Genomic DNA, 26,257 nt, shown 5'->3' with positions numbered 1-26,257 from the left:
ATGGCATCGTCCTGAAAAACCTTACAGGTTTCGACAATAATCCTGAAATGTGAATTTACACTTCCAAAGAACATCCTGAAATAGGTTGGCTGATTGGATTTCTTTTTTGTCCCGGCTACGGCTTTTACAGGCTCCATGGATTTAACTATAAACGATCAAACCGCTGGTGGCGTGGGAGGGCGCCGAGCGCCTCCGCCGATGGCTGTTTATTGCCGTAGCTTTTCTCCACTCCCCCTCTGGAGCGGCAAATTCTGGTCTTGCAGTCTGCTCCAGTCATTCTGCTGCAACTGCTGTGTGGCCTTTGGTGATTGTACACTCTCACTGCATTCATTGGGCAGGCTATTCATCTTATACCCGTCAAAGGTCTGGGTTTATATAAAGCTGCTCTTTGAAGGTACGGTTGATGCGTTCGGCGATCGTGTTTTGGTGTGGGCTGGCGCCCTGGTCAGCCTGATCCCAATACCAGCATCTTTACCGGACCTTCCCGCGTAGTTGGTGCTGCAATATTGCACTCCTCGGTCGGAGTGTGAATCAGCTTCCTTTCGGGGTAAATCCGTTGCGAAAATGCATGCGCAGCGCGGACACCGCACCCTTAGCCTCCATCGTGTGGCTCAGGTGGAAGCCCATTACCTTGTGCGAATAGGCATCGGTGATCAAGAACAGGTACAGAAAACCACCCTTCGTTCGAATGTAAGTGATGTCGCAGACCCAAACCTGCCGGCTTGGTGTAATTCCTAGATTTTCAAGGAGATAGGCCACTTTCGATAATGATGGCGGGGAGTTGGTGGTGCGTAGTTTGCGTTTAGGGCGCACTGCATGCCCTCGCGCTCGCGCAGCAATCGAGCAGTTTGTCCCGACCAATGTTAAAGGCCGCGATCCTCCAACCCGGGTCCTATCGATTCTAGAAGTGTCCGCGCACCGAACCGACCATTCTTGCGCTGATTCTTGACCAACTCGACGATTTCCGTCCTCCCCATCCTGCAGTCGTCGTCATGCCAACTCATTAGTCGTACCCTAGCTCAGCCGCGAATACCCCAACAGTTCCAAAGCCGCTTTATGCTCGCTTTTTTGCGGCGAGGCAATCTCCTTCGGACTGTTTTGGTCCAGATTTTTCGATTGGGCACCCCCAGTTCCTCTTCAGCTACGTCAATCATCGTTGAATACGCCAGACTGCGAAGACGCTCGTCCTCAAGCAGCCTCTCCAGTTCCTTGATGCGAAGGTCCTTGGCGTCAGCATCGCGCTTTTCCTGATCGGTCATAGTGGCCAAAATTGAATCGGAAGAACAAATTTCGCCATTTTTCCGAAATGTCTTCACCCATTCCTTTACAGTGTCACGCCCCTTGAGACCGTATTTCTGCCAGCGACCTGCAAATAGCTAAGGTCACCCCTTCCTTCATAGTCCATCGCCACTTGTTGGCGGGAAATGAATAATGTACTTGCTCACAGCCCCATCTGGATGTTTTCCTTCCCTTGCATAACTCTTACAACATTGTGGTAAAGCTATTTCCCAGGACAATTCCAATTTCCGATCACGCATATCATTTTGATGGCTGAGATTATTAGCATCAAGAGTGACTTACGCAACCAATCTGGACTCGAAGCCTTGATAACCCGACTGAAGGCGCATTCCCGTGTTACAAATGCACGTACGGATGAATGGTACGGAAATTGGTCCTTGTTACTTGAGTATGTCAACCGGCCAAGTATAGAGGACGAAAAAGCCTATCACCGCATAAAGTCCAAAGGCAGAGGTTATTTGAGCAATGTCTTGAAGCGAATTGGACCAAAACCAGCAATCGATTCTATTTCAATTAATAAGATTGAAGCTAGTTACAAACCGTTTCAAGACATCTTTATCGTTGAAATCAAGAATCGTTTTGCTGGCGAATTTGACGACATGGAATTTGAACAATTCCTGAGTTGGCTGAAATCAGTTTCCGTATTTGGGGCAAAGACAATCGCTCACAAACCAGAGGATTCAAAAATTTATCCTCCTCCTCTCGAACTGCTGTATACCGTGTGGTACATGTATCACTACCAGTATAGCCGCAGCAATCGTCATGAGCGACCCCGAAACAGAAATCACAAGATTGGTACTTTGGATTGATCCACTGGGTGATGGGCATATTTTCGAGCGGCATGACAACGAAGATTGGGGTGGCCGAGTGACAGTTGAAAAGAAAGATCGAAGAATCGTCATCTCTGATCTCAAACGACATAAGCCCCCACACAAAAACCTTCAAATTCGCTTTGAGTTGCATGATATCAGCGTAAAACGATTATGATAGGTCAGTATCGACGTGGAGGGAAGGTCATGATGATCTCTGAATTTTGTGCTTCAAAACGTGGAGGATGTTCCATCAGAGGACACCAGTGCCGAACGTACCAACGGAGATCGATTAGTTGAAATTTCAAGACCTGGAAAAGTGGACAAGTACTGGATCCTCACGAGGGCACTAAGCCACCATGAGGATTGGAACAAGGAAATTCCCCAGCCAATTGCAGAATTCCTCAAGAATAAAGGTCGGAATTTCACCAAGATCAAAACGGACATCAGTAGTTTAAAATCGTTAGATGGCTTTCTTAAGACTCAAAAGGGAAAGACGATTGCGAGAAACAAGTATAATGAGATCATTCGGTATGACGCATTCATTGTTGCACCGACACCTCGGATGGACAGTGAGGAGTACAAAGATCTAATGGAATTGTATCGAGAAATCACAGAAACCTTTTTCCCAGCTCCAATTGAAAGAAAAGCCAATAACCCAGAAGACTTGGAAAAATGTTTTGAATCCAGCAGTGAAATCCAAGAACTTACAGGATTCACGAGGCTGTTCTTTCCCACTCGCGTACATCATGCACGAACCGGGAAAGCTGACTGGTCTGACAGGGATGTCCCTGACATAAATGATGAGGAAATGAAAGCCATGAGGAAAGCCGTGATTTTCACTAGATTCGCTCCAAGCACTTGGCTCTCTTGTGAAGTGGCGGCGAAATGGCTCTGGGAAAAGGTGACGTTTGTAGTTGGACTTCCCAAGGAAATGTTGCCAAAGGTTCTGCGCGAAAATTATCGCAAGGTCTTGTATGTCGCCACCAAGAACATTGATAAGGTTTCTGAAATCCCACAGTGGCTAGCGACAAAGGTCGAAAAAAACGTTTTGGACTGAAAGACAAGGTCACTGGCTGACCAATTCTCAAAAAAAATATCGTCCTATACATGAATTCGAATTCGAACCAATTCGAATATTTCGCAATTACTTCGAACTGCGAAATAGCAGAAATTGCAGCTATTTCCATCGCGACCTGCTGCGAAAGTAGCTGCTAAGAATCCATTTATCCAATATCTACAGGAGTTCGAATTCGTCCGAATCCAAATGGCCCCTGATTCGTAACAAGCTGGTTTTTAGAACGAAAGAATACCATAGGTTTGCAATATCGAGTGTGTGTTTGGAAGGATTCATCCTTCTGAATAAGTAAAAATGTTTCGCGCTTGAACCGAAGTGAAAAACGGAAAGGAGGACATGATGACTTGAGACAAAAAAATAGACTTGTAGCCCTTGTTGTCGAGGTTTGTAGCCTGACAGTTTGTTTGAATTTGCAACGACTAATTTCAGAAAGTCTTATGGAAACACGAAAGTTTCAATTTATCATTTTTCTTTTTATGCTGCTTTTGGGTTTTGGTTGTGAGCAAACGGAGACTTCAGCTCCGTTTGCAAGCACAGAGGAATCGCAAAGGATGATCAACTTTTTGGTCTCAGATGTCGGCTTTAACCGCGAGGGTATCGTTGAAACGGCTGCAGGGTTTGTCGTGGAAGGTGATGTTTTTTTTGCAAAGGATGGATTCTGGGAAAATTACTCACCCTTAAACTCCGCAGAAGTGGGTGATTCGATGTCCACCTCAAAGCACTACCGCAGCACCTATAAGGTTTCCCCAACGCCGAAGGTCATCAATGTAGGTCTTTCACCTACGCTTCCGTCAGCTTGGCAAACAGCGTTCAATAGCGCAATCACCAGCTGGAATGCACTGCAAGGAAAAGTGACATTCAACAACTGTAATTGTTGCGATGCCAACGGGGTCTGGGTAACTTATTCTTCCTTGGGCAGCGGAACAGAAGGCGTGTTCGCGCAGGCTAGTGGTTGGCCGACATCCGCTGGTAAGCCAGCAAGTGGCATTACAGTCAATTCAGCTTGCACGGTTACGATGACCTCAGCTCAAAAGAAAAAGACTGCCGCTCATGAGCTGGGTCATACCATTGGCTTGATGCACACAGATGTTTCGTCATCTAATTTGATTACAACTGCAAGCTCGGCATGCAATACAGGAACTGACGTTGCTTCTGTGATGCGCCAAGGATTGGTTTCCTTCGTAGGATTTTCCACTTGCGATATTGCTGCGATTCGTGCCCTTTATCCTTAAGTTGAATTATCCTTAGATTGGGGAAGCCCCGGCCTTCAAAAGAATGGTCGGGGCTAATCCCTTTTTGAGATGTAAAGGCTCCATGAAGTTTTTTGATCACGCTAAAGTTGAAATCTGCAACGGAGACACGTGTGTCCGCACGAATGGGAGGAATGCTGACCGCATTGCTACCGCCGCAGCGTTGATGCTGCTCCTTGAGGGTATCGGAGCGTTGATCTCTGCAAGTCGTTGACCTTGGGCTGCCCTTTTCACATTCGTGTGTCCAGGTGGTGGCTCGGTCATTTGACTTAGAAAATTGACCCTCCTTCTTTTGTAGATTGAATTGGGCCCGCCTCGGATCATGGATGGATGCGAGTTCTTGGTTTTTAATAGGTTGGTGTGCTGGAATCTTGGCTGCATTGCAATGGTCGATTTCGATTTGGAGGGTTCGGATCGCCGCGCCAAGGCGCGGCGATGGAGAGGGGGGTGGGTCGTGCAACCCGACGCTGCCGCGGGGCTAATCGGGTAGGAGGAAGCAAAGGCGTATGCCCTTGCTCCCGTCCCCCCACACCACCTGGCATACGTTTTCTCGTACCAAGGCGGTTTCTATCAGCTTTTCGCTGTCACACGGTATTCGAGTGAGTGCAAACCTTGTGCAAGGAACCATTTGATGTCCATTGCGGTCCTGACGTGGCGTTTGTCGCTCATATTCCACCAACCTTGCGCGTACATCACGACATTCCAGCTTTCGCGTTCGGATTTGCCATGGGAACGCAGTAGCTTGTAGAGAGTGAACCGCCTGCCGCATTGTTTCAGACGGTAGCATCGAAGCTTGCGGCGTATCCAGCTGTCAAGATCACGCAGTACACTGAGCCATCTGTTTGCGAGCCGGAAGTATTGCGACCACCCCAGGATCACCGAGTTGAGTTCCCCGATTATCTGCTCGAACTTTACGCCCCGGTTCCGTTTGGTTATCTCCTTCACCTTTGTCTTTAAGCGGTCGATGGACTTGTCAGCCACCCGTTTATTGCCGCCGGCGAGAAGCGTGTAACCAAGGAATTTCGCCTGTGAGCAGTGTCTCACGCCGCTTTTGGCCGTGTTGACTTTCAGTTTCAGTACGTCTTCGACATACTTGATCACCGATTTCAGCACCCGTTCTCCCGCCCGCCTGCTCCGCACGTAGATGGTGCAGTCGTCGGCGTAGCGGCAAAAGGCAAGACCGCGGCTTTCAAGCTCCTTGTCCAGTTCGTCCAGTACGATGTTGGACAGAAGCGGCGACAATGGCCCGCCTTGGGGCGTTCCCGCCACACGTTGGCTCTCCACACCGCCTTCCAACATCCCGGCTTTCAGAAAGGCATTGATCAGGCGCAGGAGGCGTTTGTCCCCCACCCCTTTGCAAAGCCGCGTCATCAGGCGGTCATGGTTGATCAGGTCAAAGAAGCTTTCGAAGTCGATCATCACTGCCCATTCCTTTCCCTCTCGGACATATTTCGACGCTTGTTGAATCGCATCGTGTGCCGATCGGTTGGGACGGAAGCCAAAACTGCTCTCGCTGAAATAGGGGTCGTAAAGGATGCCCAGTTGCTGGTGGATGGCTTGTTGTACCATTCTGTCGATCACGGTTGGGATGCCCAAAATCCTGCTGCCGCCGCTTGCCTTGGGCACCTCGCACCTGCGCACGGCGCTTGGTGCGAAGGTGCCATTGAGCAGCGACTTTTGCAGTGGTTCCAGGTTCATTACCAGCCAATCACACAGTTCGGTTACTTCCATTCCATCCACGCCACCACTCCCCTTGTTGCGCTCCACTTGGAGCATTGCCTTGTTCAGGTTTGCAACATCTACGATCCGTTCTGTGATGTTTGCGGTTCGGGCGTGCTGTTCCTTCAATCGCGAAGACAATTCATCCCTGCACGGCTGGCCATCGCCGATTCCGTCGGCTGGTTTCCCGGCAGGACTCCAAGGGGTGCTGAACAAGTCCAGTTGGCCCAAGGCGGTTATTTTCTGACGACCTATGTCTTTACGCATCTCAGGGCAAACCCTCGCTGATAAATTCGGGCCTTCCCAACGGGTTAGCGTCGGTACTATGCCTTCTGCTGACTCCTCTGCGTATCGACCGCAGAGGCCTCCCGGGGTAAGTGTCAAGTCTTTCCATTGGCTTGCGCCGGGTTTACCCGCTCCCCATTCCGGATGGCTATGGGCTTCCCGATCTCGGGGTCGGTTACCCAAGGGAGCAGGCCTTATACCCGATTCCTGTACGTCGCATCCAATATTTGCCTTCAGCTTCCTTCGGATCCCGCCTCGCGGCGGACACCCTTGCTTTCGGCTACAAGATTCCGACCATCACGGCTCTTCAGGGACTTGGAGCAGCGCCGCCCCGCACCCATTAGACTTGACACATGCCCGGCACACCCGATAGACGGCCCATTCTGGGCGATTTATACTTGGATTGAATTCTTTTTGCTTCTAGTTGGGTTCTGATCGTCTGGCCGTCCGGTCGGTGCCATGCTGCCCTGGGATTTGCCCGGAAGTCGTAATTGTTGTCGCTGTTGTGTGCGAAAACGCCCGGGACAAATACCGATTGTCCTCCCGCGAGGTGCTACGATTTTGTCTCTATGCCAGCTTGTTTTGAAGCCGATCAAATAGGTACGTGGCAAAACTGGGGGCCACCGTTTCAAATTGGTTCCCGATGTCCCAGAGGACTACCTCGCCTTCGAAGGTGGGGTCACTTTTGGAACACACCAAGGCGTAGTAGGGTCCGTATCCCGTAAGCCCTACAATTACAAAATTGTCTGGTAGGCGATGGTTCTTTCGTAAGGAAAGCGTGTAGGCTACGGCATTGTATTCGCCGTCATCATCTGTACGGGGATCCTTCAGAATACCCAAAATTTCAATTGCAAGCAGTCGCCGGCTCCGAATCTGGCAATCAAGGAGCGGTATGATTTCGGCAAACGGTTGCCGAGCATTTCTTCTGCCACTACAATCTTCTCCTCTGGAATCGCGCCAACGAAGTATGCATCGCCTTGGTGTTGCTGGATGAGATCGAATACACGTTCCATTTCTTGACCTTTTGGTTACAAGTTCTTTGAACTTTTTTGCTCTGTTCTGCGTGGAGGTCTCGCGTCGGACAACCCATTTGTCCCGCTAGCTGCAAGATGGCGATCAATTTGAATTTATTTGCGAGGGACAGGTCATTGATATTCGATCATGTTTGCCAAGCGCTCATAGAGGTAACTTGCAAAACTCGGGGCATCAACCTCACCTATTCCAGCTGGGCTCCATAGCCTAACGGGCAATTCGATATCGCGTGTGTCCGTGCTCGCCTCCAACACGTAGTATTCTCCATAACCTGTATCGCCGACTGCAATGTAGGTCGGAGGAAGCCCGTATTTGGAACGAAGCTTTAATGTGATGCCAATGGCATTCGGAGTAAGTGGTTCGGAATCAGGCGTATCATTCACGATGCCGAACACCTCGACAGCATACAAATGACCCGCTCCAAAACGTTTCAAAAATTCTTTGTACCCGGGGGAGAATACAACCCCCAGCAGCTTTTCGGCCTGGTCGATACTGGCGTCGGAAGTTGGGCCGGTGAAATGCGCATCAGCAATGTGTGCTTCGATCAGTTGAAAAAGTTCTTCCATGGCAGGGGATTCAATTGTCGAAAGTTAAGCCTTTGGGGGGAATCCGGTAGGCGATAGTTCCCGTAGGAAGGTCTCCAAGTTGGAAGCTTGAGGGCATCACCTTTCCCTTCGTTTTTTGGTTTCAAAAGTACTGGTCATTTCCTTCAGGGCTGCCAATTCCTCCTTGGAGATCATTTCCTGCTGCCGGTAGGGGATCATGGTGTTTCGTTGGGCTGTTTTCGCTCGCCGGAGGCTCGATGTTCGATAGCCCTACGGCGGGACGCCGTGGGCTCATTTCCAGGCCACGGGCTCGTTTGAGGCCGTGGCCTCGCTCACCAGGTCGTGAAGGTGGTGTCGGCGTAGTTGCGGGTTTTTCCGTCTTGGCCGAAGAAATAGATTCCAAATTCGTAGGTGTAGAAGCGTTCGGGGCGCTGGATGTAGTAATATTTGCCAGTTTGGTTAAAAAGGCCGCGGTGCGAATGGTTGACCTTCATGCCAGCGCGCACTTTGGGAGTTTCGGCCAATTTGGCGGTGTCGAGGGTGAAGTATACTCTGAGGATTTCGTCGTGGGGGCTGTAGAAGATGCTGTCGATTCTGGCCAGGTCTTGGTTGGGGTCGGTGTCCCAAAATGTGGTTTCGAATTCGAATTGTTCGCGTTCGCAGGCTGTGGACAGGATCAGTAGGCAGGCGGCGAGCAGGATGAAGATGTGCTTTTTCATGGTGATGGATTTAGAAGTGTACACAAATGCCGAGGGTGCCATCCGTTCCGCCTAGAAGGTCAAAGGAGAGCATGGGGGTTTCGTCAAAGGTTGGCTTGCTCAGTTTCGGCGCGCGGACATATCCACGAATGACCAAGTATGTGCCGGCGGTCGCGAGTGCGCCCATTGCGATGGGTAGCAGAATATTGGTGCGGATTCGTCTGCGGTAGGCGTCATCGTATCGCTGAACGGCAGCATCAAATTCGTTGTGGGCGGTTTCTAAGCCAGTGGGTGTGACGGAGGCGGAATACAGTGCTTGGGCATCAGCGGCAGCAAGGGAGGCCTCCGTCATGGTGGCAACGGTTTCCTGGTTGATGCGTTTTTGTTGGACGGCGATCAAGGGCACGGGAATCAGCAATGCAGACCACATGATGGCAAGCGGCTTGATGTTGCGCACCTTGTATTTGCCCATGTCGGTTTTGTATTGGATGTAGGCATCGGAATGGTGCAAGAGCTTTCGCATGCGAACGGTGTCCCCGGCCGTGAGGGTAACGGTGGTGTCGAAATACTCATAGGTGGATTTCCATGCCTGAATGCGGTGGGTTCCGGCTGGCAGGGAATAAGTACCCATTCCGCGCACCAATGTCGTATCGAGGCGAATGATGGCATCGCCGGGTGAGATGGTGAGTTTCAGCCGCGCGGATGGGGATTGGGCCGAAACGGCGGTTGCGGATAGGAAAAGGAGAATATGGAAGATGAGGTAGTTCCAAGAAGGTGTCCACTTGCATTTCCGAAATGGCAAGAAAAGTTCAGAGTTCATTTTGGTCCAGGATTTCATCAACTATCAAAATGCTGCCTATTGCGATTGGAAATACTCCAAAACGCAACTCCATCCCTATTGAAGCATTAATCTTAATCATTGGATGTGCAGCAATCGTAACTTGGGCAAGACCAACCGTTCCAGGTTTCAACAAAGTTTGAGGTAAGATGCTGCAAAAGCTCGAGCCACGTCCATTCTCCTCCCAAATTGACGTACGGAATGGTGTTGACCTTGGGAATTGGAAATACTGGGAAGCATTTTCGAACAGCTGAATTTTTGCAATGACTTCTATATCGTTCATTTTATTTTCGTAAGGTTCCTACAAATTTAGTATTCTAACCAGTCAATTTTCATGACAGAATTGAATTTGTCCATATTGTGAGGTAAAACTGTTCCTCCAGGATACAAATCAATCATTCCGTCTGCTTCGAGAAAAAGGTAATTTTTGTGACCTGGAGTGATGTATGATTTCGGTATATCCACCTTAACGGTGACTAATTCCACGAAATTTCGCTTTGTTTTCCACCAATTAATACCACTTTCGCCAAACCAAAACTGTTTTCCTTGGAAGTACTTTGGACTGATCACAAACTTTCCCCCAGAGGCAACTATTGATTCATACTCGTCCATTCCAAAGTTGCGATAAATTGAGACAATTTCATCATCGCTTTTGGCAATGGTGGTTGCTGCATTTTCAGCTTTGCTTCCAATCTTCAGCCCATTCTTAATGTACTTCCCGACTGTAAAAATGGCTCCGATAGCTGAAACACTTGCTGCCAAACTCAACGCACCCCCTAAATTGTCCCCGTTCTTGAAGGAGATCGCAGCACTCCCAATATCGGCAATCTGGCTTACAACCGGCATTTCTGTTGCACCCAACCCATCTGCGGCACCTTGGATCATCCACTCTTCCACGTTGATCGTGCACATGCCGGAACCCCTGCCGCGCTGAGTGTCATCAATGGAGAAATAGTCTGGCTTTTGATAATTCTCGACCACTATTTGCGTCCAATGTTTGGGTTTCGCTTTGAAGTGCATTTGAACTTCATCCATATCCACGTTGGGTAGTCCTTCTTCAGCAATCAGATACTGATTCCCATCCTTGCCTCCCCCCTCCGCCGACATCCCACTCGGATCCGTCAGACTCACAGGATTCCCGAGCACATAGTTGTATGGACTCCAGCCAGGGTACATCCCGCCCAGCGGGTCACGACTCAAAAACCGCCCATAACTCGCGTCATACAACCGTGCCCCTCGGAAGTCCCAACCGGATTCCAGGTCGCGTTCGTGGCCTGTTGATTGCCATTTTTCAGGGTCGCCGTCGAACCAAGCTCGGAGCAAGCCGCCGTAGGGGCTGTAGTCCATCACGGCGACGACCTTGCGATCTACCAAGCAGGTGGTGTCGTTGATGTTGGTTTTGTAGGCTACGCGGACGTTGCCGAGGTGGTCTTTGACGAAGAATTTGATCGTCGGGTAGGCGGTGGTGTCCGGTTGCGAGGTTTCTGGTTCGGCGGGTGGAAGTAATGCTGGTTCGGGTGTTGGAGACAAGCCATCGACCACGGCATCTGCGACCGTTGCAAGGATCGGGACGAGGAAGGTGCTGATCTGGTCCAGGAATTTGGGGCGTTCTTCTGAATGGTTTTGGATCGCTAGGGATTGTTGGATGCCGACGGCGACGCCTAGGATCACGTTACGGATCAGGTTTTTGCCGTTGTGTTTCGGCAGGGTCAGTGTGGTTTGTGTAGGCGGGGCGTGCCCCGTCTCTGGAACCACCGAACTTGGCTCGTTATTGGCGTAGCGCGCGACGCTGTCGCCTTGGGCTTTGAGGGCCATTTCGCCGATCAGGTCTAGGCCGTAGATTTGGAAGGTCCACGTGGAATCGAGTTGGGAGAAGACGCCAAGAGGCGCGCCGCCGGCGTCGCGGAGGTAATATTCGACGGAGGTTCCGTTGGGTCCGAGGACGATTTTGTACACACGTCCGCCTGCGCCGTGGCGGTATTTGACGGTGCCGCCGCCGCTGAATGTCATTTCCGTCGGGAGGTCGTTGCGGCCCATCTGGGTCACGGTGATGCCCTTTTTGCTGTCGGTGAGCAGGTTTCCATTCCCGTCGTAGGTGAATCGGATGTCTTGCATCCCTGCGGTTTGGAGTTTTGCAAGGCGGTTGGTGCCCTGGGTGTATTGGTATTTCCAATTGTCACCGACGAGGCCCGGGGTGGGTGCGCCGGGGGCGAAGTATTTGTAGCGGCGCAGGCCCGTGAGGTTGCCCACTTTGTCGTAGGCGTATTTTTCGTCGCCGTACCATGCTGCGCGGGTGGCGATCAAAGGTGTGCCGAATCCGCCGGCATTGTTCCAGCCATTTTGTCCGGTGAAGGGTTGTTCCATCACGGCGGCATCTGCCGCGACAAGGCGGTGAAGGCCGTCGTATTGGAAGCCGTAAACGGTGGCGCCGTCAAATCCGGTGACGCCGCTGGCGGTGACTTTGTATTTCGCTTTCCAGCCGTTGATGCCGCCTGCCCAATTTTGACTGGTATTGACCACGGCCGCACCGGTAGGGTTCGCCCCGCCGAGGTAGTTGATGTTGGTGGCATCGTAGGCCAAGCCATAGTCCAAAAACCGCGAGCCAAATCCTGTCAGGCGGTCTTGTTGGTCGTAGCTGTAAAGAATGGTATCGGCAGGCAACGAAGTCAATGGACAATTGCCGGTCGAGTCTGCATTGGCATAATGAATCACGCCGCGCAAGAGGCCCAATCCGTCGTTGTAGAGGTATTTGGCTACCTTGTCGGTTCCGCGACCATGTCGGACGCGGACGGTTTCGAGTCGGCCCCAAGCGTCATAATCAAACAATTGTGAAAAATCTGCGCGGCCATCGCAGCCGATGTCGGTGTCTTGTTGCTTGACGGTGCCATTGAGGTTGTAGGCGGGATAAAGGACCGCATCTGCCCTGCCGAAACGGGTGGCGGTGATGCCGACCGGGTCGAATTGCTTGAGCATGGTGGTCAAGCGGCCTTCGTTGTCGTAGTCGAGCAGGGTGATTTCGAGGAGTTCATTGGCCTCGCCATACACCTTTTGTGCCGTGACTCTGCCGGCGGTGCGGTTGCCGAATCCTTGGACTGCCGCATTGACCTGCGGATGCAAGACTGCGGGATCGACCGTGGCCACAAGCGGGGACACTACATTGCTGTCGAGCGGGAAGTCATACCGCGTTTCGCCGACGAGTTTGGCATTGCGTTCGGGGTAGTTCAATTTGGGGAAACTGCGTTCGAGGTAATGCCAAGCCCAGGGTTGGAGGCCTGCGTTGGGGTCGGTGACTGTGTTGACATGTTCCAATTCGTCGCAAATCGTATGAATGGAACGGAAGGGGATGCCAAGTGTGTCGGTGTACACAAGGGGATAATAGGTTTGGTTGCCTATGGCGACGATGTCGAGCTGGGCTTCGGTTTCGCGGAAGACGCGGCCCATTCGATCGACGTGGGCGCATGCGAAGGCGCGTTTGGCTTTCAGGTTGGCGTCTTGGGCAAAACGCATGTCACCTGCCTGGTTGTACATCATGCGGGTGGTGCCTCCGTCGGGCGTGGTCACGAGGTAAGGCCAACCCAGGAGGTTGAATTTGCTCTGGGTTTCGAGTTTGTCGGGATGGATCACACGGTTCACGCGCCCCTGTGCATCACGGGCATACAGCGTCAGCACGCGTGCTTGCGCAGCGTTGTTGCCGGTTTGGTCGTAGCGCAGGGAGGCGATTTCGCGGCCAAAGGCGTCTGTGTAGCTGATACCTTCCCTGCCGTCTTCGTCCACCGTGGCGGTGCGGTAGATTCGGATGACAGAAGGCGAAACTTGCATCCCGCCGTTGGGTCTGAGGCCGGGCCAAATCGCAAAACCCTCCGCTTGGGTGATGCCTGTTTCCTGCACGAATTGCGCATAGCGGATGATCTTGTAGGTGGAGACCATTGCGCGGTTGCCGTTGAGCGCATTGCCGGGTTTGGCCGAACGCAAGACCCTGGATTTTGCGCTGGCTTCGTAGCGGGCAGTTGCGGCCGGGGAACCCGGGACGACCGGATCATAGTTCAATTGTGGCTGGAAATGTTTGTGGTAGGATTTTCCTTGGCCTGTGACGCGGCTCCAATTGTCGAGTTGGGTTTTGCCGCCGAATCGTTTGTGCCAACCGGGACCCATGTCTTTGATCGCGACAAATCCTTGGACGGAACGGCCCATCGGGTCAGAAAATGCCTTTCCGAGGACTTCGCCGCCATTGCCGATTCGTTCCTTGGATTGCAGAAAGTTCATTCCAATGCGTTGGTTCCATGTCGCGTTTGTAGCGCCGTTCCAACCGCCGTATTCGTATTGGCTGCGCCATGTGCCGTTGAGGCTTGATTCGGTCAAGCGGTGGCGTCCGTCATAGACCATGGCCGCTTGCTCTCCATTGGGCGAGATCACCTTGGAGAGGATTTGATTGGGTTGATAGCTGAAGCGGGTCACGAGTTCGATGGCCTCGAAGTCGGTGACCGTGACGCTCAATGGCAGGGCATAAAAGGGTCGAAGGATGGCGGAGTGGGCGGTGCCACAACTGTCGAACCAATAGCGGTATTCTCCTTTTGCGTATTCGAAGACCTTGTGCAGGTGTCGTGCATCGGATTCGTCGACCACTTGGCCGAGCATGTTGCGCTCATGGACACGGTAGGTGCAGACAGTAGGATAGCTGGGCTTGAACACGAACCTGTAAGGCGTGGATTGCCAAACAGCATTGGTATTGACCGGGAACCAAACATTGTGGGGACTTGCCCATTCGGGGTTGTGGAGACTGTCTATGTTGCTGTAGACATTGGCGACGGTATCGACTTGTTGATGGACTGCGCGGAGGGAAAACTGCCAATCAAGCCAATCAATGAAGTTTTGCCTTTGCGCGGAATTGTCTACCTCGCCCCCTTGGCGCCTGACCGCCAAATCCGAGGCGATTGTGGCATTCATGGCGCTGTCACAGGTGAAACTATGGACGGTGTCACAACGCATTTGCGTAGCACTTGCACCGACACTGTCTGAAAAGTGGATGTGGGGCGTGAATACCAGCACGGCTGGTTTTTCCTTGCTTTCTTCGGTGAGGCTGTCGATTGCAAACTGTTCGCCGTAGTTCCGGTCGGCGGGCAAAATGTCTGTGACGGGAGCCATGGAGCCGTTGCCCAAGTCGAGGGTTCCAAACCATTTTATTTTCCCATCGGGACCTGTAACAAAACCGGCTGGGCAAAAAGGAACGGAGGCCACCGTGTCGGATCCATATTCCGGCATGGTGCCGTAAACATCAAAGTCCACTGCCCCATATCTCCAAACCGAAAGCCGGTGCCAAGTGCTGTCGTTGAGTTGGATGTGCAAGGGATGGTCGGCCACTTCGGTGACCATTTTCTCGACGCCCACGATTTCCGAGGTATCGGTTTTCACGCAGTTTGCCACTGCATGGCGGGTAGGGTCCATGGGGCCACCGCCCCCTGGGATGCAACGGATGCCGTAGTTGGTGCTGTCCACATTGAAGATAAAGTCGCCGGGAACATCGCGGAAGACATCCCATTCATACCAGGTGCTCAAAGCGACAGGTTTTCCGCGTGGATCACCATCAAAGACGGTTACTTTTTGTTCGACGACCGCATCACGAACCCCGTGACGGCGGGCAAGCCAAAATGGTCGCATTGAGCCGATGAATCGCTCTTGCAACTGGCCTTGGCCCATAAGAAATGGCTCGATGTCCCAGAGGTAATAGTTGTTGGTGAGGGTCCATGCACCCGGCACGGCACTGCTGCTGCTGTACGAGGATGCTACTTGCCAACTGGGTTCGGGCGGATAATTGAAGGCTGGTGAGGGTGTGGCAGCCCAGGGAATCGTCTCCAACCATGGGTCTGTTCCAATCGCTGGTCGATGCATCTCCGCATAGTCCCCGTCGGGATCGCCTTGTTGCAAGGACCAGTCAAAATGCGTTAAGGATGATATCAGCACAATGCTGTCGCCTGTGACAGGATCAATGTCCACGGAGCGTTCGCCGACCATCCGTGTGAACCAGCTTTCCATCAATTGGCCGCGGGCGGGATCGTTCCACAGGAAACTATGTTCGTAGCTGCGCATGGCGTTGCTGGGGGTCATCACTTGATGCCCATAATCGAGATCGAGGCTGGGCGGAACCACATGGCTGCCGTTGCGGTAGGCAGGTGTGGCGGCGTAGGTGATCGCCTTGCGGCCGATGAGCGCCCCGGTGGCATCAAATTCGCGTACTTCGTGGAGACGACCGAGCAATAACTTGTTGGCATGGCCACTACTGTCCACGCGGTAGCGGTATTCGGAGCGTGCGCGAGGACCGTTGGTGGTCAGGGCAGGCTTCAGGATGACGGCCTTGGTATAGCCCCAAACACGGCCTGAGGGCGGGAATGTATTCCAACCATTGCCGAAATGCGGGTCGATGGAATACCCACGGTAAAGTTTTACAGGCTGCAGGAAAATATAATCGGTCACGACGGGACCTGTTGCTCCCTCGACAGCTTTGGAAGCAATGGGGGTTCTGATTTCGGAAACGCGTCCGCTGCCGATCACTTCCCAACTTTTGTCTTGCCGGAGCCCGACGGGATTTTGGCCGAGATTGTCGCGCACCGTTTGGGCAAGGTTGTAGGTGTAGGTCGTTTTGCCTCCGAGTCCATCGCGGACGATAGACAGCAATTGACCTTCAAAAACGGTTGGGGTTGCAGGGTTGTCGTTGAGGTAGCCGAATGCGGTTTTGGATCCAAGGCCGTTGCCAGCGGAGATGGCTCCGAGGGTGTCCACATCCAACCGCAAAACGGCAGTCAATTGAAACAGGTTGCGAAACAGGGTATCGCCGGCGATCATTCGGTAAGGATTGGCGAATGCCACCACGGAGGGTTCAGCGATCGGATTGAGGTTGTTGGGAATTGGTGCCTGGGCAAGGGTATAGTTGAGTTTCCAGGCTGCTATGCAGATGCCGCGGCCGTCACCGTTGGCAAACGGGTCGCTTGTGCGGATAATGACCGAATCCAGCATCCAGGGATTGCGGCTGATCCTGACCAATTCGACGTTGAGGAGTTCGGCGTCTTGTGCCTGCTCATGGGCTGATGCAATGGTCGGCGGGTTGAAGGAGAAATTTTGTCCATTGTTGGGGGGAATCGGGTATTCAAGCTCTTCCCAGGTCACGGCAGTAGGTTGTGCAGCGCCGTTGTCTGTCAATTGGGTTGGATTGTAAGATACCGCATTGTTCAATTGCCAGAAATTGCGGCGTCTGTCATTGATGCCTTTGCTCCATTGGAGGTTGTTGGTCGTAATGCCAAATTTGTCTCCGCGCCAGAAGGGTTCGATGGGTGCTCCCGTTCCAAACCATGTTCCGAAGCCCAATTCAAAGCTGTCTCGAGGGGTATTGAAAACATCTCGGCCTGTGTAAAAGCCGGGGTATCCCAAATTGTTGGGACTGGTTTGGTTGTGCTTGAGGTTGGAACTGCCTGGTCCTACTTGAATTTGGAATCCGGCGAATTCGTTGGGCAGGTTGGGAAGGAAAAACGGCGTTGCCGTCGCCATCACGCTCCCTTGCCCTGCTTGGGCCGGATTCCATTTGACGATGTCGCGGGTGGTGCTTTTGATCTCGTAACCCGTTTCCCAATAACCAAGGCTACCTTGAAGATTGTCTGAGGTCAATTGCCAGCGCATCGGGGTTCCGGGAATCTGCACATGCGGGCAAAAGGCGCCACTTTGGCTTTGGGCGGCGTTGGTTTGGTTCAATCCGCTGACAATTCGGAAGTCGAGATTCATGTCCACGTTCATGAACAGGAGTGGACTGGGGACTTGGACCAATGTTCTCAGTTCGTAGGTTTCCCCTGAGGGCAGCGCGGCAAGGTCAATGCGTGGGGACTCTAGAACGGAATGGGTAAATTTTATTGCCCCGCTGGTAGCATTGGGGGAGGACAAGGCGCCCATGCGGGACATGTACCAACCATTGATTACACCGGGAACGCCAACTGCGCGGAATTTGTAGGGATTGCGGCTGTCGAGCGTGAAGGGGTAGGCCGACAGCGGATTTTGGTAGGCGCGCGGATGCATAATCCGTTGCCAAGCCCCTTCAAACAATTGCGGATTGGTGAGAGCGGGGCGGTTGATTTCATGCAAGGTCTGGCTTTCGATTCGATCTGTGCCCCTGAACCACACGGTCTTTTGTGCATAGAGGGAATCGCGTCGGACCACCTGTGGATCGGAGAGTAACAGAAACCGTCCGCGTCCCAAGGCGGTGGGGTTGGTGGCCAATTCGACCTCTGGTCGCCATGTGCGGTAGATCAATTCGGCGCTGGATTGCTGCAGGCCTTGGGCATCGAGGGCAGTGACGCGGGACAACAAAATGTCCCTGTAGGCGGTGGTGCGCCCGAGCGGATCTGCGCCTGCAATGAAGGTGGTATCGCCCGCGTGGATGGTATCACCCGGGCCATGCATGGGCGTATAGTTGAGGGCGAGCAGACTGTCCAACATGTGTTGCGTCCAGATGTGCATCACGCCGTTTTGTTGAGCGGTTGCGATGTAATTGGCGACGGCAAGCTGATTGAGTTCCGGATGCATGTCGATCGCTCCGAATTGCAGGTAATCCAAGACGATGCGTTGGCCGTTGGGATGGTTGGCGTTCCTGATTTCTGTCAGATGCCAGCGCGAAATTTCAACATGCGGGAGCATGGGGCCGACGCCTGCAGCATCAAGGTGAGCGGTGACATTCGTCGGATTTCGTTCGGTGTATTGCGCGAGGCCAAAGACCCATTCGGTGCCATCATCTGTGCGTGCCACCCAGGTTTCACCATCAAAACGTACCTCTATATATGTGTCAAAGGCATCCAAATGGTAAACCGCAATAGTGGGATTCGTTTTGTCGGGATATTTGTAGACAAGGCGACCGCCGCCGCCGCCGGGCAATTGCAGCCGTGGGTTTGCGAAATAGACTTGACCGCGCTTCTCGACATCCTCTAAACTGTAGGATGTACCTAGTACGGGGTCAGTTGGCAAGGGGTCTGCCTCGGTGAAGTCCCATGCATAGCCATCGACGGTGATGGCCGCATTGGTCAATGCCCAGCCTTCGCCGTAGGGAATCCCTGAATTCTGCACAGGATCAAGGCCTTGGAGCACATTGCCCGTGTATTGGAGTTCGAGGGGAAAGGTCAAACCCGACAAGGTTGCGACATTGCCAAAGGAATAGGAAAGGGATAAATTGCCCGTAAACAGGTTGACATTGTCCCCGACCGGGCCTGCATCGAGATCAGCTTTGGTAGCAGGTGCGGGGACGGATTGCCCTGAACCCGAGCCACCCATCACTTGTGCGGATGCCGAGAATGGCATCGTCAGCAAGAGGATCAGCAGGGGGAACATTGCCAACAAATTCGTGCCTCGAAACTTCATTCGATTGGCAAATAAGTGCAAGGCCAATGCTTCGCGGATCGCGCTTGCTGCCGCTCCCAAACGTGATGGGAAAGCAGAAGGTAAGGTGGCTAGAAAATTCCTTTGAACGGGCATAAGGGTAGTAATTACAGTAAAACAAGAAGTTGAGATCGTGGCTCAACGGTGAATGCATGCAACCTAACGCACAACTTTGACAACTTGTGTCAAACCGAAACCAGAATATTCAGGGCACGGCAGTAGGTACAAGGGGAGCCTTCAAAACTCAAGAATGGCGGCGGAGGCAGAGCCTAATTAATCGGCCTTTGATCTCTGCCAAATATTGGGACTTGTCAAAACTAAAAACCTGCCCTGCACAACCGCCGCCACCTTGGAATCACCCCTGTTTTTAAAATCCAGCCCGGATAAGTTGGTTTTCCAACCCAAGCAGGCGCTTGACGTCCCGCCCGCAAGCGGGACGGATAAGCGCCTCAAAGGCGGCCTATCATCCAACTACAACCAATCAACATTGGAACGCAACAAAACAATGAAATGCGGTCTGTTCGCGTACCAATATTGGTGTCTTTAAAATAGTGCGTAGGTTTACGTCAAAGATCGTGCTTTCTCTGTGGTGTCGTCGCCAAACTGTAGCCACTTTGAAAGATTATGAGAAAAGGACCGGTCCCGCAAAGGACCGGGTTAACTTTTGAGGGCAATGGGCGGCGGCATCTGAGATTGTCTTTACCTACATCAACCTGCCTCCTGTTGCCCTTTTCTTTTAGCAGAACTTTAATTCCCTGCATTTTCACTAACTGAGGCTAAGGTATGAAGTGACAGAAAAAGAATTGCTTCCAAAGTATCTATTATCCTCGCAAATCAGTTTCTTGCTTTCGGAAAAGGTATTATCTTGCTAATAATCAGGAATCGCCTCGGTCGCTATAGGTTTCACCCGCTATGGTCATAGAACAAAAGTCATCAAGGAAGCCACGTAGGCCTTCGCCAACCTTGTGGGTAATGACCCACAAGCTAAACGATGACCAATGGCGGGAGTTGAAGGCTTACTCGCAGACATACGGCAAACAAACGATGCAATTCAAACTACTTGAGTTTTTACGTGCGATGCCAACTTATGATCCTGAGGCAGAAAAACGGCAATTTTCGAATTGCAACCTCATATCGATGCGTAGTGTTGCAAAAAATTGGCTCATCAGGACGGCAAGGACATTGGGCTTTTATACCCATGAAGTTGAACAACACTGCTTAGATGTTGGGGTGCTCATCCAATGGAAAATGTATGATGTCGCCTTGGAGTTTATCGAAGAGGCTAAACAGAAGGCAATCGATCAGGAAGAGTTTGGGTGGCTCGGCAAAATTTACGAGCAGGAAATGGCAATTGTGAGAGCGCACTATCAAGGTGATTTCCAAACCACCGAATTGCTGCGTTTGAATGGATTGGCAGTTGAGAACCTTAATTGGCAGATGCTTGGCATGGAAGTGGAGGAATTTGGGATTCGCTCTCGGGAAACCAATAAAAACATGTTCATTTCCACGGGAATGTTTGATGAGCGTATCGCCAGGAACTATTTCGACTCGGAGTTTTTTCATCGGCCAATAGACTCGTGGCCGATCACAATTCAAATCCAGAAGCTGCGGATTGACGAGGCTAACTACTATTTTCTTGGAGATCGCACAGGCGCATCTGCATCAGCTGAAAAAATTCTTGCGCTTCTCAATGGGTACAGTTCTATTCGTTCCAAGCTCGTTCTGGAACATTTGTCACTTCTGTTCCGCATATCGGCCTACTACTTTGACCTTGGGAACAGAAAAGGGGTTGAAAAGATAATCACGTCCTTCAAGCAGTCAGCGCCTTCGACTTCAGCTTGCAAAGAAGCGTATTGGGGGTTCTACCTCCACACTTTGTGCCGATATGGATTTGAAAGTGAGAATCTTTCCATTGCCTTGGAAGGGGTAACTGTTTGGGACCAACATAGGGACCTGCTTATGTCATCGCCGATCAACATGACGACCCTCACATCATTGCTTTATGTTTGTTCCTACCATGTCGCAGTTCGCAACATTGCTTTGGCAAGGGACACTTTCAATACTCTGTACGAATTTTCGAGCTCCCTTCGGGGATTGTCCGTTGAAGGAGTATACAAGATTTTGCACCTTGTGATTTTACTAGAAGAGGAAGATGACCGAGGCTTGGAATCGTATGGAACAAGCTATAAACGTCATTTGAAGCCGTCTATGAATTCTGACACTTCAAATCCCTTTTATACCATTGTCTCTGGCTTGTCGAAACGGACCAACCTATCGAAGGCCTTCAGCCTTGGAATGGAACTGAGATCATTGAAACAGCAGCTAATCCACTACCATCAATCAACGGCTACGACCTTTAAGCCATTTACTTTTGCTTTTATTCAGTGGGTGGAAGGCAAACTCAAAGCCCTAGATGTTGATTAAAACGGTAATGTCCAGCCCTCCTAGATGTCGCAGCCTGAAAGTCAATGAAGGAGGGGCGGTAGAAATGTATTGGATCGAGAACTGGCCTTGATGATATTTTTGCAACATCTGAAAATAGGTAAATCCGAAGTGTTGCATGCCCCAACCTCTGGCTTCCCAAATTACATCTGCAGCTACGAGTGGCGGAATCTGTCCACCGTTTTCGAGCCAATTGATCAACCATTGGGGCCAATTGGCATTCGCCCATGGGCTGTTGCCTTGGCCAAATCCATTGTTGCCGATGCCACCGTTGCCATTTCCGTTGCCTGTCCCGTTTCCATTGTTGCCGTAGCCGCCATTTCCGTTTCCTTGGGCGGAGACCAAGGAGACCAAAAACAGACAGAATGTAAGGATTGATAGAAACCTTTTCATAAGCCCTGTACTAAGTGGTTGAAAGAGATAAAGACAACCCCAAGATAGATAAAACGGCCCGAAATGGCCAAAAATATGTGTCCAAGGGGTTACCGGAGATCTAATGGCAAGCAAAGAGGTGGCTTGGCAGGTGGTTTTCAAAATTGGTATTCTTACATGGCCTACGGATGTGGATTGCATTTGTTGATGTGGCTTGGGGTTCATGCTAGGCGGTTGGTAAAATATAGTTTGGGTGGCTGGTCAGACATTGTTAAAGTTGGGATTATCGAGAAAACGATATCTGTAATCGGCAGAAGGGTTAGGATTTCGGCCCAGAGTGCGATTTGAGGTTGAGTTTGAATTTGAGTGCGGATGGGCAATAAAAGCTGCCGTCCCTGCCTCTCATCCATATCCTTCGGCATCGGTGATTTTGAAGGACATGGATAAGGAGTTGTTGGCGGTGCTTTGCATCGCCTTTTTGCGATAGGGGGCTGGAGGGCTCCGAAGGAGGTCGTTTGGACTGGGCTGCCTTGCAGCGCGGTCCAAACGACGGAACCCCGGAAGCGCCCGACCCTGCTGCCGTGCTACGCGCGGCAGCAGGGGATCGCCCAAGGCCAAATCGACTCCGCGACTACTTGGCACCCAAATCCCCAAAAAACTCCCGCCTCGATCTCCCTTGAAAATTTGTAAATTGCCGGACTTTTCATGAAAACAGGGAATCATGTCATGCGCGGATTTGGATTGAAATGGCTGGGGATGCTGTTCCTGACCTGCGGATGTTTGCTGAATCTCAGGGCGCAACGGCTGGATCAAGACATTGAAAGTCTTGCGGTTTTGCCACAAGACAGCAGCCGGGTGCTTGCACTTTGCCGCATTAGCGAGGCCACGCTGCGCGATTATCCGGACTCCGCGATGGGCATCGCTTCCCAAGCCATGAGCCTGAGCCGCAAAATCGGCTACGCCCATGGCCAAGCCAAGGCCCGCCTGCTGCAGACCCGCGCCTTTGTCGCCCAAGGCGAACTCGACGACGCCGACGCTTCCCTCGAAATCTGCCAATCGGAATTTGGCCAGGCCAATGACCTGCATGGCTTGGCAGAATGCGCCTTGGTGGAAGCCGAAATGGACATCGCACGCCATGGCTGGAACAATGCTTTGGCAGCTTGCCACCGTGCCGATTCCTTGTTGGCAGGTGATTCGCTGGCTTGGTGGGCGCCCGACCATCTGCGGGGCAAGCTCTTCCAGGAGCTCGGCAGTTTGGATCAGGCAGGAAAATATTTTGAGGCGGCGATCCGTGCGGCCTCGGCTGCGGGCGACGTGCGTGGTCGCGCAATCGCAGGTGAGGCACTGGGTAATGTGCTGCTCGCGCAGGGCCGGAACGATTCGGCGGCGACGCAACACCGCGCGGCCTTTGATGCTTGGAAAGCTTCGGGAGACCGAAATGGCCAACTTGTCACCCTCACGGGCGAAGGCACGGCGACGACGCGCTCGGGCAAACCGGAAAAAGGGCTGCAAATCCTGAACCGTGCCTACACCTTGGCCAAGGAAGACCGCGCGGTGTACCGTGCTGGCTTGGCGTTGATCAAAATCGCAGAAGCGGAAATCAAGCTTGGACTGCCGGATTCGGCGCAACGGCGTTGCTATGATGCCTTGGCTTTGCTGCGCAACCGTCCCGAGGCCGGACCGGCGTTGGATGCACGCATAGGAATTGTGCAAGCGGCATTGATTCGCAGTGACTATGGTCGGGCGATGCGCCACGGGGACTCCGCGATTGCGATTGCCGACAGCCTGAAACTCTACAAACCGCTGTCGACGGTCAATCAATTGCTGTCCAAGGCCTACGAAACCCAGGGAGACTGGCGCCGGGCACTCGATCATTTTCAGCGGGCCACGGTGGCGCGTGACAGCCTGCAACGGCAAAAGGAACGCAATCAAAGTTTGGCGTTGCAGGTCAGGCTGGACGATGAGGCAGATTTCGGGAACCGTCAGGAAACGCAGCAAGCAGTTGCGGATGCTAAATCTGCTTCGAAGGATTTGCGCCAAACAAGGATGTTGCTCTGGATTTGCCTTGCTGCTTTGGTGTTGAGTCTGGCTGGCGGATTGTTTTTCCTGTTGCGTTCGCGGAGAAATGCTGCACAGGTGCGACAATTGCTGGAAGAAAAGGACGAGGAACTGGGCGAAAGCAAACAGGAGCTCGCCCGCGTGAGTACCCGCTTGCAGGCGAGCAATATCGATTATGATGCCGTGGTGGCCGAACGCACGGAGACGTTGCAAGACGCGGTGGAGAGCTTGATCGCGGAAAATGAAGCCCTCGGCGAATTTGTCTATCACAGTGCCAACGACTTGCTCGGGCCGGTTGCGCGCCTCAAAGGTTTGGTGATGATGGCCAAAAGCTCTGGTCAAATCAAAGATTTGGTGCAGTCGATCGACCTGATCGAAGCGGTTTCGGTGTACATGGACAAGATTCTCAAGAAGATTGTCGTGGTCCACGAATTGAAACATGGATTTCGCGACATCCGTCCGGTGAATCTGGAGGAGCTGATTTTGGATATCCGGCCGCAACTCAAGGAAATCCCGGGCGTGAAATTTCCCGACATCCGACTGGAAGACCATTTGAAACGGCCGGTGATGGTCGACAAAAATTTGATCCGTGTGATTTTGGAGAATCTGCTGGAGAATGCCTGTGTCTTCCGGCGTGATGCCAGCAATGATTCGCCCAAAATCGACATCCTGCTGCAAAAAGAAGACGAAGGGATTTTGATTCGCATCCGGGACGAAGGGGTCGGCATCCCCAATGAAATCCGGGACAAAATCTATGACCTGTTTTTCAGGGGATCGGAAAAATCAAAGGGCCATGGCCTCGGCTTGTACTTGGTGCAACGCGCGCTGCGTGAAATCGGCGGCCGCGTCATGGTCGAAAGCAAGCAAGGGATCTTTACCGAATTTACCGTTCGGTTTCAGGAGATGGAGGGCTGAGGCTGGGTACCCGGCACCGGATTTCCGACGGATTTGCGGTTTTGAATAAGGCGATACAATTCTCATTTCCCGGCACAGCAGGCGGCAGCATTTGAACCGTTTCTTCGAATCGCCCTTTGACCCAAACTTGGAGGTGAAGCGGACCTAGATTTCGCACTGATTGGCAAACGCCTACCTCAGGAATTTCTTCGGTGGCAATCATCAAATTTTTGGCGTCGGCAGCTGCTGCGAACAAAGCTTGAATTTTAAGCGCATTGTCCTTCCAAGGTTGTGTTTTCAAGCGGTAGCCGGAGGCATCCATTTCAATAAACTTTTCGCGCTCGGCGATGCGTGGCTGCAGGCTTAGCAGAATGCTGTCCAAGAATCCAGCTTTGCTGTATCGGTCCAAGGCCGCATAGTAAGCCTGGACAAACCCTTCGTCCCGAAAGAAAAGATCCCCGGTGACATCGTGGTAATCACCCATCGGATGGAAGCCATCGGTTTTGTAGCCCCAAATCGGGCCTTGGATATAGCTGTCATTCTCCTCTCCCGTAAATGCATCGAAGACAACCGGTTCGAGCTTGCTGGTCACGGGATTGTAATAGAATCTCCGGTTGTGCCAAATCAGGCTATGGTAGGCCTGAAATAGATCGACGAGGGCGTATTGTTTGGCAACGAGACTCAAGTCAAACAATTCGCTGGGGGCAGCGGAACCGTCACGGTACTGCTGCATGAGCTGATTGGCGATGCGGAATTCCTGGCTGAGCGTGGTGTCGGCAAGCGTTCGTTTTTGTTTGAAGGGTTTGACGGTGGCCGCCTCTTGGAAGGGAATTTGCATGTAGGGGAAGGCGCTGTCCCGCAAGGCCGCTACGCGGGCATCCCACATGCCCGACTCGTCAAATCGCAAAATCGGACCTTCGCGGTGGCCCTGGCTTTCCAGCAATTCCTTGGCGAAGTGTTCCTCGACGGCATAGGTTCCCCAATCTTCGCCGTTGAGGACGAGGTAGATGAAATCATACCGCGGACAAAGGACATTCTCGCGCGCGAGCACTTGGTGAAACAGCCATTCGTTGAGGTTACCTCTGCGCTCCGGACTTTGGAGGGAAAATTCGGTCATTCGCCGCCACGCACCTTCGCCTTTCAATTCGACGCGGAATGACCATTTGTCGCCTTCCAAGTGATCGACCCAGTCGCCTTTGAGCCGGATGCGCACCGGCCAATTGCGCTCGCCTTCGATCAGCTCGGCCTTGACCCAGCTGCTGTCGTCTTCCTGCAAAATCCCCAATTCCAGCGCATGGTCACGTCGCACGTGCAGCCTTGCCATTTGCTTCTTGCCCACCTTGAGTTCGACGGTTTGCATGGCGGGGAAGCCATAGCGATCGTCGGAGGAGCTGAATTGTCGGTCTTGCGGCCAATACCACCATAGCACGAGGGCGGCAACAATTCCACCCAATAACCACACCCAATAGGCCCGTCGACGTTGGTCAGCCATGGGAAGGAATTAGGTAACCTTGTGTCGAATGAACAGCCGAG

At 52.3% G+C, this 26,257-nt stretch carries 19 protein-coding genes; 6 read left to right on the top strand and 13 right to left on the bottom strand.

Annotated elements, in window-relative coordinates; genetic code table 11:
* Positions 1–531: 531 nt before the first annotated feature.
* Positions 532–759: a transposase family protein gene (locus IPN95_31030; GenBank protein MBK9453750.1), complete on the bottom strand. Its 228-nt coding sequence runs from the start codon at positions 757–759 to the stop codon at positions 532–534.
* Between the two features lie 260 nt (positions 760–1,019).
* On the bottom strand, positions 1,020–1,259 hold the full coding sequence (locus IPN95_31025) for a hypothetical protein (GenBank protein ID MBK9453749.1): 240 nt from the start codon (positions 1,257–1,259) through the stop codon (positions 1,020–1,022).
* 288 nt (positions 1,260–1,547) lie between these two features.
* Between IPN95_31025 and IPN95_31020 the strand changes: the two genes are divergently transcribed.
* From IPN95_31020 to IPN95_31005, 4 genes are all read left to right on the top strand, one after another.
* Complete coding sequence (locus IPN95_31020) at positions 1,548–2,108, top strand: hypothetical protein (protein MBK9453748.1); 561 nt, start codon at positions 1,548–1,550, stop codon at positions 2,106–2,108.
* A 319-nt stretch (positions 2,109–2,427) separates the two neighbouring features.
* Positions 2,428–3,168, top strand: a complete 741-nt coding sequence (locus IPN95_31015) for a hypothetical protein (protein MBK9453747.1) — start codon at positions 2,428–2,430, stop codon at positions 3,166–3,168.
* A 428-nt stretch (positions 3,169–3,596) separates the two neighbouring features.
* On the top strand, positions 3,597–4,418 hold the full coding sequence (locus IPN95_31010; protein ID MBK9453746.1) for a hypothetical protein: 822 nt from the start codon (positions 3,597–3,599) through the stop codon (positions 4,416–4,418).
* Positions 4,419–4,500: 82 nt separating this feature from the next.
* Positions 4,501–4,650: a hypothetical protein gene (locus IPN95_31005; GenBank protein MBK9453745.1), complete on the top strand. Its 150-nt coding sequence runs from the start codon at positions 4,501–4,503 to the stop codon at positions 4,648–4,650.
* A 356-nt stretch (positions 4,651–5,006) separates the two neighbouring features.
* On the opposite strand, the gene ltrA is transcribed toward IPN95_31005, so the two are convergent.
* The 8 genes from ltrA to IPN95_30965 all read right to left on the bottom strand — a co-directional run bounded on the left by ltrA (position 5,007) and on the right by IPN95_30965 (position 18,940).
* On the bottom strand, positions 5,007–6,422 hold the full coding sequence (ltrA, locus tag IPN95_31000; protein MBK9453744.1) for a group II intron reverse transcriptase/maturase: 1,416 nt from the start codon (positions 6,420–6,422) through the stop codon (positions 5,007–5,009).
* 585 nt (positions 6,423–7,007) lie between these two features.
* Positions 7,008–7,280 carry an SMI1/KNR4 family protein gene (locus IPN95_30995; protein MBK9453743.1) on the bottom strand — a complete coding sequence of 91 codons (273 nt, stop codon included), beginning with the start codon at positions 7,278–7,280 and terminating at the stop codon, positions 7,008–7,010.
* Positions 7,268–7,453 carry a hypothetical protein gene (locus IPN95_30990; protein ID MBK9453742.1) on the bottom strand — a complete coding sequence of 62 codons (186 nt, stop codon included), beginning with the start codon at positions 7,451–7,453 and terminating at the stop codon, positions 7,268–7,270. The genes IPN95_30995 and IPN95_30990 overlap by 13 nt, the downstream gene beginning before the upstream one ends.
* A 132-nt stretch (positions 7,454–7,585) precedes the next feature.
* Positions 7,586–8,038 (bottom strand): SMI1/KNR4 family protein, encoded by a 453-nt coding sequence (locus IPN95_30985; protein ID MBK9453741.1) that lies wholly within the window; start codon positions 8,036–8,038, stop codon positions 7,586–7,588.
* 311 nt (positions 8,039–8,349) lie between these two features.
* Positions 8,350–8,736 (bottom strand): hypothetical protein, encoded by a 387-nt coding sequence (locus tag IPN95_30980; GenBank protein ID MBK9453740.1) that lies wholly within the window; start codon positions 8,734–8,736, stop codon positions 8,350–8,352.
* Between the two features lie 10 nt (positions 8,737–8,746).
* The gene (locus IPN95_30975) at positions 8,747–9,535 is read right to left on the bottom strand and encodes a hypothetical protein (protein ID MBK9453739.1); all 789 of its coding nucleotides are present in this window, start codon (positions 9,533–9,535) and stop codon (positions 8,747–8,749) included.
* Positions 9,525–9,836 carry a hypothetical protein gene (locus IPN95_30970; GenBank protein ID MBK9453738.1) on the bottom strand — a complete coding sequence of 104 codons (312 nt, stop codon included), beginning with the start codon at positions 9,834–9,836 and terminating at the stop codon, positions 9,525–9,527. Before IPN95_30970 ends, IPN95_30975 begins: the two co-directional genes overlap by 11 nt.
* Before the next feature lie 26 nt (positions 9,837–9,862).
* A complete protein-coding gene (locus tag IPN95_30965) occupies positions 9,863–18,940 on the bottom strand; it encodes an RHS repeat-associated core domain-containing protein (protein MBK9453737.1) in 9,078 nt (3,025 codons plus the stop codon).
* 990 nt (positions 18,941–19,930) lie between these two features.
* Between IPN95_30965 and IPN95_30960 the strand changes: the two genes are divergently transcribed.
* Positions 19,931–21,382, top strand: a complete 1,452-nt coding sequence (locus IPN95_30960) for a hypothetical protein (protein MBK9453736.1) — start codon at positions 19,931–19,933, stop codon at positions 21,380–21,382.
* On the opposite strand, the gene IPN95_30955 is transcribed toward IPN95_30960, so the two are convergent.
* Positions 21,368–21,793 carry a hypothetical protein gene (locus IPN95_30955; GenBank protein ID MBK9453735.1) on the bottom strand — a complete coding sequence of 142 codons (426 nt, stop codon included), beginning with the start codon at positions 21,791–21,793 and terminating at the stop codon, positions 21,368–21,370. The two genes, IPN95_30960 and IPN95_30955, sit on opposite strands and share 15 nt — an antisense overlap.
* Before the next feature lie 381 nt (positions 21,794–22,174).
* Positions 22,175–22,414, bottom strand: a complete 240-nt coding sequence (locus IPN95_30950) for a hypothetical protein (GenBank protein ID MBK9453734.1) — start codon at positions 22,412–22,414, stop codon at positions 22,175–22,177.
* 63 nt (positions 22,415–22,477) lie between these two features.
* On the opposite strand from IPN95_30950, the gene IPN95_30945 reads away from it, so the two are divergent.
* Positions 22,478–24,745 carry a HAMP domain-containing histidine kinase gene (locus IPN95_30945; protein ID MBK9453733.1) on the top strand — a complete coding sequence of 756 codons (2,268 nt, stop codon included), beginning with the start codon at positions 22,478–22,480 and terminating at the stop codon, positions 24,743–24,745.
* Here the strand turns inward: IPN95_30945 and IPN95_30940 are convergent.
* Positions 24,714–26,216 (bottom strand): CotH kinase family protein, encoded by a 1,503-nt coding sequence (locus IPN95_30940; protein ID MBK9453732.1) that lies wholly within the window; start codon positions 26,214–26,216, stop codon positions 24,714–24,716. The genes IPN95_30945 and IPN95_30940 overlap by 32 nt on opposite strands.
* Positions 26,217–26,257 lie beyond the last annotated feature (41 nt).

Source organism: Bacteroidota bacterium (assembly GCA_016718825.1).
Lineage (GTDB): Bacteria > Bacteroidota > Bacteroidia > J057 > JADKCL01 > JADKCL01.
The sequence above is the reverse complement of the archived record's forward strand: the minus strand, read 5'-3'. Positions and strand labels throughout refer to the sequence as shown.

Excerpts from the sequence above, each read along its gene's own strand:
- IPN95_31025 (MBK9453749.1), bottom strand. The coding sequence starts at position 1,259 with ATGACCGATCAGGAAAAGCGCGATGCTGACGCCAAGGACCTTCGCATC.
- IPN95_31020 (MBK9453748.1), top strand. The coding sequence starts at position 1,548 with ATGGCTGAGATTATTAGCATCAAGAGTGACTTACGCAACCAATCTGGA.
- IPN95_31005 (MBK9453745.1), top strand. The coding sequence starts at position 4,501 with ATGAAGTTTTTTGATCACGCTAAAGTTGAAATCTGCAACGGAGACACG.
- ltrA (MBK9453744.1), bottom strand. The coding sequence starts at position 6,422 with ATGCGTAAAGACATAGGTCGTCAGAAAATAACCGCCTTGGGCCAACTG.
- IPN95_30990 (MBK9453742.1), bottom strand. The coding sequence starts at position 7,453 with ATGGAACGTGTATTCGATCTCATCCAGCAACACCAAGGCGATGCATAC.
- IPN95_30985 (MBK9453741.1), bottom strand. The coding sequence starts at position 8,038 with ATGGAAGAACTTTTTCAACTGATCGAAGCACACATTGCTGATGCGCAT.
- IPN95_30980 (MBK9453740.1), bottom strand. The coding sequence starts at position 8,736 with ATGAAAAAGCACATCTTCATCCTGCTCGCCGCCTGCCTACTGATCCTG.
- IPN95_30975 (MBK9453739.1), bottom strand. The coding sequence starts at position 9,535 with ATGAACTCTGAACTTTTCTTGCCATTTCGGAAATGCAAGTGGACACCT.
- IPN95_30970 (MBK9453738.1), bottom strand. The coding sequence starts at position 9,836 with ATGAACGATATAGAAGTCATTGCAAAAATTCAGCTGTTCGAAAATGCT.
- IPN95_30965 (MBK9453737.1), bottom strand. The coding sequence starts at position 18,940 with ATGAAGTTTCGAGGCACGAATTTGTTGGCAATGTTCCCCCTGCTGATC.
- IPN95_30960 (MBK9453736.1), top strand. The coding sequence starts at position 19,931 with ATGACCCACAAGCTAAACGATGACCAATGGCGGGAGTTGAAGGCTTAC.
- IPN95_30955 (MBK9453735.1), bottom strand. The coding sequence starts at position 21,793 with ATGAAAAGGTTTCTATCAATCCTTACATTCTGTCTGTTTTTGGTCTCC.
- IPN95_30945 (MBK9453733.1), top strand. The coding sequence starts at position 22,478 with ATGAAAACAGGGAATCATGTCATGCGCGGATTTGGATTGAAATGGCTG.
- IPN95_30940 (MBK9453732.1), bottom strand. The coding sequence starts at position 26,216 with ATGGCTGACCAACGTCGACGGGCCTATTGGGTGTGGTTATTGGGTGGA.